Source organism: Halomonas denitrificans (assembly GCA_019800895.1).
Classification (GTDB): Bacteria; Pseudomonadota; Gammaproteobacteria; order Xanthomonadales; family Wenzhouxiangellaceae.
Genome location: JAHVKF010000001.1, coordinates 55,722 through 71,526 on the forward strand (window position 1 = coordinate 55,722; position 15,805 = coordinate 71,526).

At 68.5% G+C, this 15,805-nt stretch carries 14 protein-coding genes; 4 read left to right on the top strand and 10 right to left on the bottom strand.

The annotated features are described in order from the left end of the window. Positions 1-25: 25 nt before the first annotated feature. Together KUV67_00245 and KUV67_00250 are read right to left on the bottom strand one after the other, a co-directional pair. On the bottom strand, positions 26-532 hold the full coding sequence (locus KUV67_00245; protein ID MBY6203305.1) for a hypothetical protein: 507 nt from the start codon (positions 530-532) through the stop codon (positions 26-28). Then, a complete protein-coding gene (locus KUV67_00250; GenBank protein MBY6203306.1) occupies positions 516-2,441 on the bottom strand; it encodes a CBS domain-containing protein in 1,926 nt (641 codons plus the stop codon). Before KUV67_00250 ends, KUV67_00245 begins: the two co-directional genes overlap by 17 nt. Positions 2,442-2,663: 222 nt before the next feature. On the opposite strand from KUV67_00250, the gene KUV67_00255 reads away from it, so the two are divergent. After that, positions 2,664-4,349 (top strand): AMP-binding protein, encoded by a 1,686-nt coding sequence (locus KUV67_00255; GenBank protein ID MBY6203307.1) that lies wholly within the window; start codon positions 2,664-2,666, stop codon positions 4,347-4,349. Between the two features lie 97 nt (positions 4,350-4,446). Here the strand turns inward: KUV67_00255 and KUV67_00260 are convergent, their stop codons facing one another. After that, positions 4,447-5,502 (bottom strand): DNA polymerase IV, encoded by a 1,056-nt coding sequence (locus tag KUV67_00260; GenBank protein ID MBY6203308.1) that lies wholly within the window; start codon positions 5,500-5,502, stop codon positions 4,447-4,449. Between the two features lie 133 nt (positions 5,503-5,635). Between KUV67_00260 and KUV67_00265 the strand changes: the two genes are divergently transcribed. From KUV67_00265 to KUV67_00275, 3 genes are all read left to right on the top strand, one after another. Beyond that, the gene (locus KUV67_00265) at positions 5,636-6,763 is read left to right on the top strand and encodes an aminotransferase class V-fold PLP-dependent enzyme (protein ID MBY6203309.1); all 1,128 of its coding nucleotides are present in this window, start codon (positions 5,636-5,638) and stop codon (positions 6,761-6,763) included. A 148-nt stretch (positions 6,764-6,911) separates the two neighbouring features. Beyond that, positions 6,912-7,508 carry a polymer-forming cytoskeletal protein gene (locus KUV67_00270; protein ID MBY6203310.1) on the top strand — a complete coding sequence of 199 codons (597 nt, stop codon included), beginning with the start codon at positions 6,912-6,914 and terminating at the stop codon, positions 7,506-7,508. Between the two features lie 21 nt (positions 7,509-7,529). After that, complete coding sequence (locus KUV67_00275; GenBank protein ID MBY6203311.1) at positions 7,530-8,144, top strand: hypothetical protein; 615 nt, start codon at positions 7,530-7,532, stop codon at positions 8,142-8,144. Between the two features lie 204 nt (positions 8,145-8,348). Here the strand turns inward: KUV67_00275 and KUV67_00280 are convergent, their stop codons facing one another. From KUV67_00280 to KUV67_00310, 7 genes are all read right to left on the bottom strand, one after another. Then, positions 8,349-8,813, bottom strand: a complete 465-nt coding sequence (locus KUV67_00280; GenBank protein MBY6203312.1) for an Hsp20 family protein — start codon at positions 8,811-8,813, stop codon at positions 8,349-8,351. A gap of 155 nt (positions 8,814-8,968) precedes the next feature. After that, on the bottom strand, positions 8,969-10,090 hold the full coding sequence (gene moeB / locus KUV67_00285) for a molybdopterin-synthase adenylyltransferase MoeB (protein ID MBY6203313.1): 1,122 nt from the start codon (positions 10,088-10,090) through the stop codon (positions 8,969-8,971). Beyond that, a complete protein-coding gene (gene der / locus KUV67_00290) occupies positions 10,090-11,493 on the bottom strand; it encodes a ribosome biogenesis GTPase Der (protein MBY6203314.1) in 1,404 nt (467 codons plus the stop codon). The genes moeB and der overlap by 1 nt, the downstream gene beginning before the upstream one ends. 23 nt (positions 11,494-11,516) lie before the next feature. Then, a complete protein-coding gene (gene bamB / locus KUV67_00295; protein MBY6203315.1) occupies positions 11,517-12,677 on the bottom strand; it encodes an outer membrane protein assembly factor BamB in 1,161 nt (386 codons plus the stop codon). After that, entirely contained in the window at positions 12,674-13,330 is a 657-nt protein-coding gene (locus tag KUV67_00300) for a tetratricopeptide repeat protein (GenBank protein MBY6203316.1), read from the bottom strand. Before KUV67_00300 ends, bamB begins: the two co-directional genes overlap by 4 nt. 164 nt (positions 13,331-13,494) lie before the next feature. Next, positions 13,495-14,763, bottom strand: coding sequence for a histidine--tRNA ligase (gene hisS, locus KUV67_00305; GenBank protein MBY6203317.1), 1,269 nt, complete (start codon positions 14,761-14,763; stop codon positions 13,495-13,497). Between the two features lie 41 nt (positions 14,764-14,804). After that, complete coding sequence (locus tag KUV67_00310; protein MBY6203318.1) at positions 14,805-15,785, bottom strand: DUF4115 domain-containing protein; 981 nt, start codon at positions 15,783-15,785, stop codon at positions 14,805-14,807. Between the last annotated feature and the right edge of the window lie 20 nt (positions 15,786-15,805).

Consider the following 15,805-nt stretch of genomic DNA (forward strand, 5'->3'; position numbering starts at 1 on the left):
TCTCAGAACCTGAGAACGGCCGCGGTCAGCCGGCGCCGGCCGGGCGCCACTCCGCGTGGATCAGGCGCCAGTCCCCGTCGTCGAGGCGCCATCCCGTGTCGATCCGCCAGAGGCGCCCCTCGTCGGGCAGCAGCCCCGAGCCACCGGTGGCAAGGGCGGTGAAGGTCGCGGTGGCCCGGTCCTCGCCCCGAAGAACCACGTCCGTATCGAAGCGGCTGACGGCGATCCGCTCCCGGGCCATTCGTTCCCGCCGCACCAGCAAGCCGAGCATGCGCCGGTCGAGACCGCGGTTGCCGGCAATGAAATCATCGGCCACCGGGTCCATGAAGTCGTCGACCTCGCCGCGCTCCAGGGCGACTTCCATCTCCCCGATGATCGCGAAAATCCGTTCTTCCGCGGGCGGCGGCGACCCGCAACCGGTCGCCAGGCAGGAAAGGGCCAGCAGGACGGCCAGGCCGATGACCGGAAGCAGGGGCGCCCCGGTTGCCCGTCGAAGGCCGGGAAGCCCCGGACCGTCAGTCGTTGCCGTCAAGCACCGACTCCAGCAGCCGTGAGGCCACGACGATGAGGTCGTATTCGGTGACCAGGCCGACCAGCTTGTCGTTCTCGACCACCGGCAGGCAGGACAGCCTGTTCTCGCGCATCAGGCGAATCGCATCGACGGTCGTGGTCTCGGGATGCACGGTCTTCGGGTCCGGACGCATGATGTCGCGCACCATCACCGGTTCGCCGTCCTCGCCCTTGTCCGCGCCCCGCGCCACGAGACGCAGGAGCTGGCGGTGGCTGACGAGGCCCAGCAGGCGTCCCGCATCGTCCTCGACCGGCACGTGGCGAACGTAGCGCCACTCCATCAGGCTGGCGGCGAAATCGACGATGTCGTCGGGCCGGACCGTGAACAGGTCGGTGGCCATGAACTGGCCTACGGTCCGGTAGCTCTCGCGCCAGTCCTGGTTGGTGCAGAACTCGGCCAGCGCCCAGTCCGAGACCGGTCCGCCGTTCTTCTGCTGCTCGACCATGCTGGCGGTCAGGGCCCGCAGCCGCTCGTGCATGCTGCCCGCCTCGCCCATGTTCTCCAGCGAACTCAACTGCCAACGCGCTCCCGTGCGTCGCTTGCTGACCCGCTGCTCGATGACGCCGAGGTAGCGCTCGATGTCGTCGTGGTCGATCCCCGCCTCGCGCAGGCCTTCGTCCGCCAGCGGCAGGAGCTCGTCGAGGATGAGTTGCTGGGCCGGCATCTGTCGTTCGTCGAACCAGACCTGCTGGGCGCGCAGCCCGTCGCGGGCCGCCGACATGAAGTTGCTCTTGACGTCGGCGAAGTTCAGGTGGTCGCGGATGTCGTCGATGGCGTGCGACAGTCGCGACATCATGCCGAAGAAGAACGCCGCGTTCGCGACCTCGTCGACCACCGTCGGGCCCGAGGGAATGACCCGGTTCTCGATCCGCAGGTGGGGCTTGCCGTTGTCGGAGATGCCGTAACAGGCTCGGTTCCAGCGGTACACCGTTCCGTTGTGAAGGCGCAGGGCATTGAGCCGGGGGATCTCGCCGCGCCGGACCATGCCGATCGGGTCGTCCTCGAATTCGGTGGTCAGGATCACCCGGAACCGCGCGATGTCCTCCTTGAAGATCTCGATCACCGACTCCTCGATCCAGTGATCGCCGAAATGGACGCGCGGCTTCAGGCCCCGTGCGGCGTGGGCCTCGGAGCGTGCGTCGATGGAATTCTCGAACACGGCGATCCGGCTCTCGTGCCACAGGCGCTTGCCGAGCAGGATCGGTGAATTGACGCAGGCGGCCAGCAGCGGGCCGGTGACCGCCTGGGCCACGTTGTAGAGCGAGGCGAATTCGCCGGCTCCGACCTGGAAGTGGACCTGGAAGCTGGTGTTCGCGGCCTCCAGCATCAGGTTGTCGTGCTGGAAGTTGAGCTGATCGATGCCCTTGATGGCGAACTGGAAGTCGGACCCTCGCAGCCGGAGAAGGGCTTCGTTCAGGGCGAAGTATCGCGCCGTCGGCACCATCGCGTTGAGGGTCAGGTGATCGCGCGTGAGCGTCGGGAGGATGCCGACCAGGGCCACCTGGGAGTCGACCATGGCGGCATGTTCGCGAGCGATCGCGACGACTTCGTCGGTCTCCTCCTCGAGCTTGCGAAGGCAGTTGCCGCCGAGCTCGAGCGGCGAGAGGTTCGCTTCCAGGTTGAACAGGCCGAGCTCGTGAGTGAAACGTGGATCGTCGATTTCGTCCAGCACTCGCATGGCCGTCATCGCCGGCCGGTAGGCGCCGTCGACGAGGAACATTTCCTGCTCCGCGCCGATCCGCCGGATATCGCTCTCGAACACGCCGGCCGCGAGCATGTCCTCCATCGCGCGGACTTCGTTCAGCAATGCTTTCATGAAGGCACGACGGGTGGCCTCGTCGTTCGTGCGCTCCACGTTCTGTTCGCCCATGCTGCCGACTCCGGATTCCGCCAGTGCGCTCGAACGGGACGCTGCCCACGCCGAACGCCTCGGATGATAAACGTCCGCATGGCCGGCGGCAAACCCGCCCGTTGCCACGCGGCCGGCGGCCGCCGCCGGAACCCCTTGCACCGGCCGCTCGACCTTGTCTGCGGACTTCGACTATGCGACTCTAGCGGCGGGTAGACCGAAAACGACAAGAAGGGCCGATCAATGACCGAAAAAGCCTGGCTGGACCAGTATCCGGACGGCGTTCCTGCGGAAATCGACATGGACGAATTCAAGTCCGTGGTGGACATTTTCGACAGCAGCTGCTCGCAGTACCGCGACCAGGTGGCCTACGTCAATTTCGGCAAGGAGCTGACCTACGGCGACCTCGACCGCAAGAGCGCCGCGTTCGGTGCCTACCTGCAATCACTGGGTCTCGAGGCCGGCGACCGCATCGCGGTCATGATGCCGAACCTCCTCCAGTATCCGATCGCGCTGTTCGGCATCCTCCGGGCCGGCCTCGTCGTGGTCAATACCAATCCGCTGTACACCGCGCGCGAACTCCGCCACCAGCTCAACGATTCCGGCGCGAAGGGCATCGTGGTGCTCGAGAATTTCGCCCACACGCTCGATAGCGTGATCGCCGATTGTCCCGAATGCCGCCACGTGTTCGTCACCGCGGTCGGCGACCTGCTCGGTTTTCCGAAGGGTCCGCTGATCAATTTCGTGCTGCGACGGGTCAAGAAGGAGGTCCCCGACTACAACCTGCCCGACGCGAAGCGTTTCACCGCTGTGCTCAAGGCCGGCGAGTCGATGCAGCTCGATCGTCCGTCCCTGAACCACGAGGACCTCGCCTTTCTCCAGTACACCGGCGGCACCACGGGCGTGTCCAAGGGCGCGATGTTGACCCACGGCAACATCGTCGCCAACGTCCAGCAGTCCGCAGCGTGGCTCGGCGGCAAGATCGACGCGGGACGGGAGATCATCGTGACCGCGCTGCCGCTCTACCATATCTTCGCGCTCACGGCGAATTGCCTGGTGTTCATCAAGTTCGGCGGCCGCAACCTGCTGATCACCAATCCGCGCGACATGGGCGGCTTCGTCAAGGCGCTGAAGAAGGAGCCGTTCACCGCCATCACCGGGGTCAATACCCTGTTCAACGGCCTGCTGAACACGCCCGGCTTCGACGACGTCGACTTCAGCAACCTGCGCTTCACCCTCGGCGGAGGCATGGCGGTCCAGCGCGCGGTGGCGGAACGGTGGAAATCGGTCACGGGCGTTCCACTGATCGAGGCCTACGGCCTGACCGAGACCTCGCCCGCCGCCTGCATCAACCCGATGAACCTCAAGGACTACAACGGGGCGATCGGCCTGCCGATCTCGTCGACCGAGGCGCGGGTAATCGACGCCGAGGGCAACGAGGTCGCCGTCGGCGAGCCCGGCGAGCTCTGCATTCGCGGCCCCCAGGTGATGAAGGGGTACTGGCAGCGACCCGAAGAGACCGCCAAGGTGCTCGACGACGAGGGGTGGCTGAAGACCGGCGACATGGCCTGCCGAGACGAGAACGGGTTCTTCTTCATCGTCGACCGCAAGAAGGACATGATTCTCGTGTCGGGGTTCAACGTCTACCCGAACGAGATCGAGGACGTCGTCGCGGACCATCCGAAGGTGCTCGAGGTCGGCGCGATCGGGGTCGAGGACGCCAAGTCCGGCGAACTGGTCAAGGTCGTGGTCGTGCGCAAGGACGACAGTCTCACGGTCGACGAACTGCGCGCCCATTGCAAGAAGGAGCTGACCGGCTACAAGGTGCCCCGCTACGTCGAGTTCGTCGACGAATTGCCGAAGACCAACGTCGGCAAGATCCTGCGGCGCGAACTCCGCGACAAGTTCGGCGAAGCGCGGAGCAGCTGAGCGCCGAGGCGCTGCAGGGGCCCCGGTCCATCGGCACTGTGAGAAAGGTCGGCTCGCATCCCGCTTCCACGAATGGAAAACCGCTTGAACCGAGCGCTTACGCGGGCTCGCCCTTGAGCAGCTGGCCCGGATCGGGCCGTTCGTCCAGGCCGGACACGCCGACCCCGATCAGGCGCACGCCGATCCGGCTCTGGTAGCCGGCCCACGCCCGTGCGAGTTCGCGGGCGGCTGCGGCGAGCGTATCCGCGTCCCGCGTGTAGCCGCCCAGACCACGGCTGCGGGTCAGGGTCGAGAACCCGCCGGAACGCAATTTCAGGTGAACCGTTCGAGCGTACAGCCCGCGCGATTTCAGGCGATCGGCGCAGGCAGCGGCTTGTTCGTCGATCACCTCGACGATCTGCTCCAGATCGTGCAGATCGCGGCGAAAGGTCGACTCCTGGCTGATCGAGCGGCGTAGGCGCCCACCCTCCACGCCCCTCGGATCGATCCCGGCCGCTCGCTGACGGAACAGCTCGCCCTGCCGACCCAGCACGGCCGACAGCCAGGTCCCGGGCGCCTTGCGGAGCTGGCCGATGGTGAAGATCCCGGCATCGTGCAGCTTCGCTGCGGTGGCCGGTCCCACACCGGGCAGTCGGCGGATCGGCAGAGGATCGAGAAACCGCTGCACCGAGGCGTCGGGAATCCAGGTCAGCCCGTCGGGCTTGTCGTAGTCGGACGCCAGCTTGGCGACCAGCTTGGTCCGGGCCAGGCCGACCGACGTGGTCAGGCCGGTGGCTTCGAACACGTCGCGTTTCAGGGTCCGTCCCAGCGACAGCACGTCCGCGTCGTCCGCACCGGCAGGCAGGCGGTTTCCCAGATCGAGATAGGCCTCGTCCAGGCTCAGGCCCTCGACCCGATCCGCGTGGCGTTCGAAGACCTCGAAGATCCGGCCCGAGACCTCACGGTAGTGCGCGTGTCGCGAGCGAACGAAGACTGCATGAGGACACAGTCGCCGGGCGCGCGCCGAGGGCATCGCGGAGTGGACGCCATAGCGACGCGCCTCGTAGCTGGCCGCCGCGACGACCCCGCGCCCGCCGTCGCCTCCTACAATGACGGGGCGACCGCGCAGCTCGGGTCGGTCCCGCTGTTCGACGCTGGCGAAGAATGCATCCATGTCGACGTGCGCGATCAGGCGCGGGGAATCGGACGGTGGGCTGGGCCGACCCGGTGTCGGCGCGCGTCTCGCCCGGTCCTCCGATGCCTTCCCTGCGCGACCGTCTCGATTCCGCTGATCTGGAGCTTGCGACATGATCGATCCGAACGATTTCCCGGTGCTCGAGCGCGAGGTCTGGCTCAATCACGCGGCGATTTCGCCGTGGCCGGCGGCGGTGATCCGGGCCATGCGGGCCTTCGTCGACGACAACGCCGCCCACGGCCCCATGCACTACGACCGCTGGCTGGCGACCGAACGGCGCTTGCGCGAGCGCGCGGCCCGGCTGCTCGAGGCGGAAAGTGCCGACGACGTCGCGCTGGTCAAGAATACCTCGGAAGGCCTTTCGCTGATCGCCGCCGGGCTGGACTGGCGACCCGGCGATCGCATGCTCTTCCTGGCCGGCGAGTTTCCCAGCAACCGCCTGCCCTGGGTGCAGCTGCTTCCCGATCACGTGGACGTCGTGGAGGTTCCGTTCGCGTCGTCGGACCCCGAGGCGGCGCTGCTCGATGCGCTGGACGAGCGCACGCGGCTCGTTGCGGTCTCGTCGGTCCGCTACGACAGCGGCATCCGGCTCGATCTCGATCGCCTCGGCCGGGCCTGCCGCCGAGCCGGGGCGCTGCTGGCGGTCGACGCGATCCAGCAGCTCGGGGCGCTGCCGCTGGCGGTTCGCGACCTGCCCGTGGACTTCGTCGTGGCCGGAAGCCACAAGTGGCTGCTTGCGCCGGAGGGACTGGCGCTGTTCTGGTCCGCGCCGGATGCGCGCGACCGACTGCGCCCGGTCCAGACCGGCTGGCGGATGTGGCCCGACATGTTCGATTTCGACCGGGACGACACCTCCATTCCCCGGCACGCGCGACGCTTCGAACCGGGCACCCTGAACACGGCCGGAATCCACGGCCTGGATGCAGCGCTCGGTCTTCTGCTGTCCACTCCGGCGGCCGAGCGTGGCGCTCGACTGCTGGCCGCCACCCGCCGCCTGATCGACGGCCTGGCCGCACTGCCCGGCATCGACGTCCTGACCCCGGGCGACGACCGACGGCGCGCCGGGATCGTGACCTTCCGCTGCACCGGTCGGGACCCTCGCCGGGTGCTTGCAGCACTGCGCGCCGGGTCCGTGGTCGCTGCGCCGCGCTCGGGAGGACTGCGCTTGTCCCCGCACTGGTACACCCCCACGGACCAGATCGATCGCGCGCTCGACGTCATCGAGTCCGCCCTACGCTGACTTGAGGCACAGCACGTTCCGCACGCGCTCCTGTGCCGAACGTCTCGGACGGGGGCCGTGCCGCTCGTTCAACGCCCCTCTGCTGCTTGACGGGTTCCGGATCGGCGAGTAGTTTCGATCGTTCCCCCCTCCCCCAACGGACACGACCATGTTCAACAAGAAGGAAGCCCAGGACGGCGCGCCGGAAGCCAGCGCCACGAATCGAAGCGAACCACCGCCGCGCACGGCCGCACCGGCCCGGACCGGCGGCCAGGTCGCGACCATCGGACCGTCGATCCGGATCGACGGCGACCTGCAGGGCGACGAGGATCTCGTCGTCGAGGGCCGCGTCACGGGAACGGTCCAACTTCGCAGCAACACCCTGACCATCGGCTCCCAGGGCGAGGTCAAGGCCCGGGTCTATGCCCATACCATCCTGGTCGAGGGCAAGGTCAACGGCGACCTGTATGCCTCGGAGCGGATCAGCATCCGCGAATCGGCCCGGATCGAGGGCAACATCTACGCGCCCCGGATCAGCCTCGATGACGGTGCGCGTTTCCGCGGCGCAATCGATATGGACACCGAGACCGAGAGTTTCCGAAAAGCCTTCGGCAATGCCCAGGGCGCCGCCAGCTCGTCGAAGTCCGCCGCCAGCTCGTCGAAGTCTGCCGGCGAGCCTTCCGGCAACGGCTCCTCGGACCGGTCGTCGAGCAGCGCAGGGTCGACCAAGCCGGCCGCCGCCAACTCGACCAGTTCCGCGGCCTGACCGGGCCGGCGCGCAGCGGCCGTGACGGCAGTGCGAGACGCCATTCCGGTGGATCCGGAAAACGGCTCCACCGAGGAGCGACTGCGGCTGCCCCTGCTCAGGGAGCGCCTCGATCGAATCGGCGCCGACCGGGAGCACTGGCTGGACTTCGGGGGAGTCCAGCCGGCCCTGGTCGATCGCCTGGCCGCCGGGCCGAATCGCCTGGTGGTGGCCCGCCTGTCCCTGAAGTCGCGCGACGACGCCCTGCCCGTGTCCTTCCACCTGCTCGAGCGATCGCCGGCACCCGAGACCTTCGATGTGCTGCTGGCCTGGGACTGGCTGAATCATTTCGACGCAGCCGACCTCCAGCGCCTGGGCGCACGACTGGCTCGACACGCCCGCAGCGGTGCACGCCTGCACGCCCTGATCCATTACGCGAGCAAGGCGATGCCGGCGGCACCGGTCGACTATCGCTTGACCGCTGACGGCGACGTTCTCTTCGAGCGGACCGATCCCGGTCCCCGACCGGCGCCGCGCTACAGCCCGAAAGCGCTGGAGAAGGCGATGCCCGACTGGCAGGTCGATCGAACCATGCTGCTGAACAACGGCATGCAGGAATTCGTCCTGATGCGACGGGAAACCCGGGCCGGCGACTGATCGAGCGCCGGCGGCGAGCCGCCAGCGCCCTCCTCGGATCGCCGTGGTCGGAGGCCAGGCAAGGCTCGACAACCATGGATGTCTGGTCGCGCCGGGATCGGGGCGGACACGAAAAAGGCGCCGGACGGGCCGGCGCCCCTGTCGGTCATTCACCGTGCGGAGAGCGAGCGGCGCAACGCCGCGTCGTTCACCGGTCCGGATGGATCAGGCCGCTTCGGAGCGGTCCGACGCGTCCTCGAGGACCCGGTCGCCACCGCCGATCTCGATCCGGCGCGGCTTCATGCGCTCGGGCAGTTCGCGCCGGAGCTCGATGTGGAGCAGGCCGTTCTCCATCGTTGCGGTTTCCACGCGGACGTGATCGGCGAGCTGGAAGCGCCGCTCGAAGGAACGATTGGCGATGCCCCGATACAGGAATTCACCGTCCTGCTCGTTCTCGTCGCTCTTCTTGCCCGAGATCGTGAGCGTGTTCTGTTCGCTGACGATTTCGATGTCGTCCTGCGAGAAGCCGGCCACGGCCATGGTGATCCGATACTGGTCTTCTCCGCGCGACTCGATGTTGTACGGCGGATAGCCGTTGCCGTCGACGCGCGCAGCGTTGCTGAGCATGTCGGCCAGGCGGTCGAAGCCGATCGCGGTGCGGTACAGGGGGGTCAGATCGAACGTGTTCATGGGTCTATCCTCCAATGAGCAATAGGTTGGTTGTTCCGTCGGAAATCGCCGTGAATCGGCCGATTCCGGAGGCCCCTGTCGGCGGCCTCGAGAGAAAGATAGGGGCAGTTCGCCCAGGTTCAAGTCCGGGATGAATCCCCGGATCCAGTCCGGGTTCAGGGCCCCGGCTGCGTGCCGGAGCGATCGACACCGCATTCGGGACAGCCGGGATCCCGGGGTACGTCGAAGCGGCGCCAGCGCCCTGCCAGCCCCTCGAAGGTCGCGACCCAACCGACCGGCAGCGAGGCGGCCGGCGCGCCCGCCCGATCGGCCGTCAGCCACTTGATCGCTTCGAGCGCCTGCATTGCGCCGATGATCCCGGGCAGCACCCCGAGCACGCCCGCTTCCGCACAGGACATGGCCGCGGACTCGGCGTCGAGGTCCGGAAACAGGCACCGGTAGCACGCCCCATCGGGAGAGCCGGGGTGGAACAGGCCGACCTGCCCTTCAAAGCGCTCCACGGCGCCGTAGACCAGCGGCGTGCGCGCCCGGACGCAGGCCCGGTTGACCACGCAGCGGGTCGGAAAATTGTCGCTGCCGTCGACCACCAGGTCGTGGGCCGGGACCAGCCGTTCGGCCAGATTCTCGTCGAGCCGTTGGTCGATTGCCGCTAGCTCCACGTCTGGATTGAGGGCCGCCAGGCGCTCGCGCGCCGACGCGGCTTTGGCCCGGCCCAGGCCGGCCTCGTCGTGGATGACCTGGCGCTGGAGGTTGCTGCGCTCGACCCGGTCGTCATCGACCAGGGTCAGTCGTCCAACGCCGGCGGCGGCCAGGTACATGGCCGCCGGCGACCCCAGGCCCCCGCAGCCCACCAGCAGCACGCGCGAGCGCTTCAGCGCGAGCTGCCCGGCTTCGCCGAAGCTCGGCAGCGCCAGGTGCCGCTGGTAGCGCTCGCGTTCGCGCAGCGAGAGTTCGGAGTCGGGCACGTCGACCGGCAACGCGTGTCGTCGCCACGCCTCGAACCCGCCTTCGACATCGGCGGCATCGATCCCGGCGGCTCGAAGCGCATCGGCGCCGGCGCGCGAACGCCGTCCGCTACCGCAGATCAGCACGGCCCGCTGCGCGCCTGGGGCGGCTCCAGCGAGCAGTTCCTCGACCGTTCGATGCTCCGCGCCGCTCGGGGTACCGAGCAGCCATTCATCGCGGCGACGGATGTCGACGAGCCGGATCGCGCCATCGACGAAGGCCCGGCGCGCCTCGCTCGGCGTCAGGCGGTCCTTGCGCTCCGGTCCGGCCATCAGCGTTTGCGCTTGCGGATCCGTTGCCTGCGCTTGACCTGCCTCGGGGTCAGCGTGTTCTTGCGTCCCGCGTACGGGTTCACGGAATCCCTGAAGATCAGCTGGATCGGTACGCCGACCAGCTCGAAACGGTCGCGGAACCGGTTGACCAGGTAGCGACGGTAGGCCGGCTGCACGTGTTCGGTCCGGTTGCCGTGGATGACGATGCGGGTCGGGAAATTGCCGCCCGCGTGGGCGAATCGGAGCTTCGGCGCGAATCGCTGGACTACCGGCGGGGCGTGCGCCTCGACCGCCTGTTCCAGCGTTCGCGAAAGCGCCCCGGATCCCGGGCTCTGGCACGCAGCACGATAGACGGTCTGGACCGCGTCGAGCAGCTCGCCGATGCCGCTGCCGTGGAGCGCGGAAAGAATCACCACGGGCGCCCATGAAACGAATTTCAGGTCGTCCGCGGCGTCCTTCAGGATCTCGTTGCGGGCCTTCTCGTCGAGGCCGTCCCACTTGTTGAATACCACCACCAGCCCGCGCCCCGCCTCGACCACGTGCCCGGCCAGGCGTGCGTCCTGGTCGGTGATCCCCTCGGTCGCATCGACCAGCAGGCAGACCACGTCCGCCTGTTCCATGGCCTGAAGCGCCTTCAGCGTACTCAGCGATTCGACCGCTTCGTGCTGGGAACGTCGGCGGCGGATTCCGGCCGTGTCGACCAGGTCGTAGGACCAGCCGTCCCGCTCCAGGCCCGCGCGAACCGGATCGCGGGTCGTGCCGGGCCGGTTCGCGGTGACCGCACGTTCCTCACCGAGCAGCCGGTTGAGCAGCGTCGACTTGCCGACGTTGGGCCGGCCGATCAGGGCCAGGCGGATTCGATCGCCGTCGGCACGGTCGACCGCATCGTCGGCGGGTACGGGCGGAAGCGCTTCGACGATGTCGCCGGCCAGGGCGTCCAGGCCTCGCCGGTGAGCGGCAGCGATCGGAACCAGGCCCGGCAGCCCGAGGGCGGCCACCTCGGCCAGCGCCCCATCGAGGTCGATTCCGTCGGTCTTGTTCACGGCCACGCGGACCGGCTTGTCCAGGCGCCGGAGCGCCGAAGCGATCTCGAAGTCCTCGCCGCCGACCGGTGCCCGGCCGTCGACCACGAAGACCACGACGTCGGCTTCGTCGAGGGCGGCGCGAGTCTGGGCCTGGGCGCGCTGGTTCAGGCCGTCCCCATCCGGGTCCAGTCCGCCCGTGTCGACCAGCAGCACCTCGCGTCCGTCGAGGCGGGCGCGTCCGTAGATGCGATCGCGTGTCACGCCGGGTTGATCGGCGACCAGCGCGTCGCGCGTCCGGGTCAAGGCATTGAACAACGTCGACTTGCCGACGTTCGGCCGGCCGGCAATGACGACGACGGGAAGTCGCGACTCGGTCATGGGTCGCCCTCGGGGGCGGTGGATCAGCCCGTTCCGCCGGCGCGCCAGGCCGACAGCCGGCCGTCGCGGTCCAGCAGGTACAGCGTGGTACCGATGACCAGCGGAGCGCTGGCCGGGCGGTCCTTGGACGCGCGCACCCGTGCCGCGAATTCTCCGGTCTCGGCGTCGAGCCAGTGGAGATGGCCGGAACGGTCGGCCACCACCACGAACCCGCCCTGGAAGGTCGGCCGGGTCAGGTGGCGCCGCAGCAACTGCTCGTTCTGCCAGACGGTCGCGCCACTGAGTCGGTCGACCATCCACACCGTGTCGTCCGACGCGGTCGTGGCAAGGCGGGTGCGCGACACGGCCAGTCCCGAGTGCGACGCGATGTCCTTGACCCACTGGATCCGACCGGACTCCAGCGCCAGGGATGCCATCCGGCCGTGCTGGGTGACCGCATACAGGTCGCCGCCCACGACGGCCATCGGCCCGTCGATGTCGGACAGGCGCTCCAGCTCGGAACGGCCTTCCGGGATGCTGACCCGCTGTTCCCACAGCAGCGCCCCGTCGGCGATGCGCAGGGCGGCCACCGTGCCGTCGTCGTAGCCGACGAACACCTGGCCGGCGCGCAGCAGCGGGTCGGAGTTTCCGCGCAGGGTCAACAGCGGCACGCTTCGGTCGTAGATCCAGTCACGGCGACCGGAGTCCACGGCCAGCCCGAACACGCGACCGTCGATGCACCGGGCGACGACGGTCTCGTCGCGCAGCACCGGCATGGCCAGGACCTCGGACGACAGCTGCGCACGCCACTGGATGGCTCCGGTCGCCCGGTCGAGCAGCGCGACCTGGCCGCCGACGGTGCCGATCAGCACCCGCTGACCGAAGACCGACGGTCCGGCGGCGATCTCGAGCCCCGTATCGAAACGGCGAAGCACGTCGCCGCGATCGGCATCGACCACGGTGATTCGCCCTTCGTGGTCGGCGACCCACAGTTCGCCGTCGATGAAGAACGGCTTGATGTTCGGCGCCGATCGGTCGAGCCCGGCCCCCGTGTCGGTTTCCCAGAGGCGCTCGACCGCCAGGCGCTGGTCGAACTCGACCAGCTCCATCGGTTCGCGCGCCTCGTCCTTCTTTCCGAACCCGCTGCAGCCGGCGGTCAGCAGTACGAGCGAGACGAGTCCCGCGATTCGCAGCAGCTGGATCACGACGCCTCCGGGGTGCCGGTGCGTGACCGGAGCGCGTCGAGCTTGACCTCGACCAGGCGCGCGCTGTTGCCCTCTCCCCGGAGCTGATCGGCCGCGCCGGCATAGGCTTCGATCGCCTCGTCGGCTCGACCCAGCCCGGCAAGGAGGTCGCCACGGACTTCGAGCCACAGCGACTCGAAGCCGGTCGGGGCATCGCCGTCGAGCAGCGCCAGGCCCTGTTCGCCCTGGCCCTGCGCCGCATGCAGTCGCGCCAGTCGCAGCCGGATCAGCGGCTCGAGCGCGCTCTCGGCATTGCGATCCAGAAGTGCCTGGTAGCGCTGCTGCGCAGCAGCGACCTCACCGGCCTCCACCTCCGCGGCCGCCAGCAGCATCGCCGCGAGGTCGGCGTAGGTATGTCCCTCGACCGCGTTCTGCATCTCGGCGAACTGGTCCTGCGCCGCAGCGAGGCGATCCTCTTCGAGTTCCAGCTGGATCGCGGTGTAGTACTCGCTGGCCAGCAGGTCGCGCGAGTCCTGGTAAGCGATCCACTGGCGCCAGCCGAAGATCCCGGCGAGCGCAAGGCCGACCCCGATCATCAGGGACGCCCCGTTCTCTCGCAGCCAGCCGCGTACGCGTTCGCTTTGTTCGTGTTCGTCGTAGAGTTCAACCGCCATGATGGATTTCCAGCGTAGTCGTTTGAGGAGTCGGGCATCGGTGCCGTCGCCCGGCCCGGTCTGATGACCGGCAATGATAAATCAGTCTGCGCCGCAGCAACCCGCGAATCCGGCCAGGGCTTCGCGGCAAGCCGCCGTGACGACCCCGCGCCGACGGCGCCGGGTCAGGCCGCCTCGAACCGCTCGCGCAGTGCCGCGGCGAGTCGGTCCCTGGGAACGCTCTGCTGGGGCGCGTCGCCGCGAAGGTCCTTGACCGTGACCTCGCCGGCGGCGAGCTCCCCTTCGCCGAGAACCAGCGCAACGGCCGCTCCCGAGCGATCGGCCCGCTTGAACTGGGCCTTGAAACTGCCGCCCTGGAGGTCGGTCAGCAAGCGGATGTCCGGCCAGGCATCGCGCAGCGATTCGGCAAGGCCCAGACGATGTTCGGCCGCTTCGCTGCTGACGAGATACGCATGCGGCGCGCGGCCGAAGCGTCGACCGGAGGCTTCGACCAGGGCGAGGAGCCGTTCCATGCCCAGCGCGAAGCCGATCCCGGGCGTCGGACGTCCCCCCTGGATCTCGATCAGGTCGTCGTAGCGGCCGCCGGCGCACACGGTGCCCTGGGCGCCCAGTGCATCGGTGGTCCACTCGAACACGGTGCGGCCGTAGTAATCGAGGCCGCGGACCAGGCCCGGGTTGTGCGTCCACGCGATTCCGAGCGCGCCGAGCATGCCGGTCACGGCTTCGAAATGCGCCGCCGCCTCGTCGCCGAGATGATCGTGCAGGCGCGGTGCGTCGGCAAGCAGCGCCTGGGTGTCCGGGTTCTTGCTGTCGAGAATGCGCAGTGGATTGCTTTCGAGACGGCGCTGGCTGTCGGGGTCGAGACGATCGGCCAGCGGGCGCAGGAAATCGACCAGGGCGTTCCGGTACCGCTGGCGGTCGTCGCGATCCCCCAGGCTGTTGATTTCGAGCGTCAGCTGGTCGTCGACGCCGAGATCGGTCCACAGCCGGGTCGCCATGGCGATCAGTTCGGCGTCCACCTCCGGGGTCGCCACACCGAACACTTCGACACCGGTCTGATGGAACTGGCGTTGCCGGCCCTTCTGCGGCCGCTCGTGCCGGAACATCGGACCGGTGTACCAGACCTTCAGCCCCGGCGGGTTGAGCAGACCGTGCTGCAGCGCGGCCCGGACCACCCCCGCGGTGCCTTCGGGACGCAGGCAGAGGCTCTCGCCGTTGCGGTCGTCGAAGGCGTACATCTCCTTCTCGACCACGTCGGTGCCCTGCCCGATCGCGCGAGTGAACAATTCGGTCTTCTCGACCAGCGGGATCCGGATTTCGGTGTACCCGTAGGCATTCAGTCGATCGGCCAGCCGCGCTTCCAGCCATTGCCAGCCGGCAATGTCGGCCGGAAGGATATCGTGCATGCCCCGAACGGCTTGCAGGGTATTCATCGGGAAATCTCCATGGTCGCCGCCCGCGAGCGGCGGGATGGTCAGCCGGCCGGTCCGTCGTCCACCGGGCCGCGCGCGCCGCCCGCCGGGGCTTCGAGCGTGAATTCGGCGACGCTGCCCCGGTCGGCGCCCTCGAAGCGGACCGCTTCGCCGTCGAAGCTCAGTTCGACCGCACTGCCGCGTCCCACCAGGACGCGGACCGGGGGCTGGGCCTCGTAGCTGCGGCGAGTCCCGGCGCGAAGCAGGTCGAACTCCAGCCGTTCCCCGCGAGCATCGTTGATCTCGACCCAGCTGTCTTCGAGCAGCTCGAGGACGATGGGATGGAGATTCGATTCACTCGATCGGGGGCTCGACGATGAACCGGTGATCCGGGCCCCATCGCTCGGTGTGCCTGCGCTCTGTTCGGCGTCCGACAGCACGCCGGAATCGATCGAAGCATCACCCGCTCGCAACGGGGAGAGCGGCAGCGTGGATGCCGACAGCGGGCCGTCGGCGTCCGGGTCGCCGTTGTCGAGGCTCAGCGCACGCGCGATGCGGCGCGTGACGCCCTCGCGGGCGCCCTCGGGGCGGTCACCGGCGCCGGCGGAACCTTCGGAGCCGAGGCCTTCTCCCGCGACCAGCGAAGGCGGGCCCGAATCACCCGGATCGTCACCGAAGTCGAACAGCCGGGTTCCACCGGTGACGAAGAAATAGACCAGTGGAGGGACGATCAAGGTGGTGACGAGAAAATAGGTCGCGAATCGCACGAAACGATCGACCCGATCCGTCGGCGCCGGCGGCGGCAGGACCCCCTTCAGGGGCGGCGGCTCGTCGGTCGCATTCGGATCGACGAACCGATCGGCCGGAACTCCGAGTTCGCGGGCGTAGTTCGCGATGTATCCCCGGCGGTAGATCGGCGCGATGCGTTCGAAACGGTCGGCTTCGATGGACTCGATGGTCGACCGCGAGAGCTTCATGGCCGCGGCCACGTCGGCCACGCTGCGACCCTGCTCCTCGCGCAGGGAAGCGAGGCGTCTGCCCACCGAGGGCTCGGGCGCGGAGG

What these genes read in the sequence shown, in the direction of transcription:
- KUV67_00250 (MBY6203306.1), bottom strand. Translation starts at nt 2,441, where the DNA reads ATGGGCGAACAGAACGTGGAGCGCACGAACGACGAGGCCACCCGTCGT.
- KUV67_00255 (MBY6203307.1), top strand. Translation starts at nt 2,664, where the DNA reads ATGACCGAAAAAGCCTGGCTGGACCAGTATCCGGACGGCGTTCCTGCG.
- moeB (MBY6203313.1), bottom strand. Translation starts at nt 10,090, where the DNA reads ATGGCCGGACCGGAGCGCAAGGACCGCCTGACGCCGAGCGAGGCGCGC.
- KUV67_00265 (MBY6203309.1), top strand. Translation starts at nt 5,636, where the DNA reads ATGATCGATCCGAACGATTTCCCGGTGCTCGAGCGCGAGGTCTGGCTC.
- hisS (MBY6203317.1), bottom strand. Translation starts at nt 14,763, where the DNA reads ATGAATACCCTGCAAGCCGTTCGGGGCATGCACGATATCCTTCCGGCC.
- KUV67_00270 (MBY6203310.1), top strand. Translation starts at nt 6,912, where the DNA reads ATGTTCAACAAGAAGGAAGCCCAGGACGGCGCGCCGGAAGCCAGCGCC.
- KUV67_00300 (MBY6203316.1), bottom strand. Translation starts at nt 13,330, where the DNA reads ATGGCGGTTGAACTCTACGACGAACACGAACAAAGCGAACGCGTACGC.
- der (MBY6203314.1), bottom strand. Translation starts at nt 11,493, where the DNA reads ATGACCGAGTCGCGACTTCCCGTCGTCGTCATTGCCGGCCGGCCGAAC.
- KUV67_00260 (MBY6203308.1), bottom strand. Translation starts at nt 5,502, where the DNA reads ATGGATGCATTCTTCGCCAGCGTCGAACAGCGGGACCGACCCGAGCTG.
- KUV67_00280 (MBY6203312.1), bottom strand. Translation starts at nt 8,813, where the DNA reads ATGAACACGTTCGATCTGACCCCCCTGTACCGCACCGCGATCGGCTTC.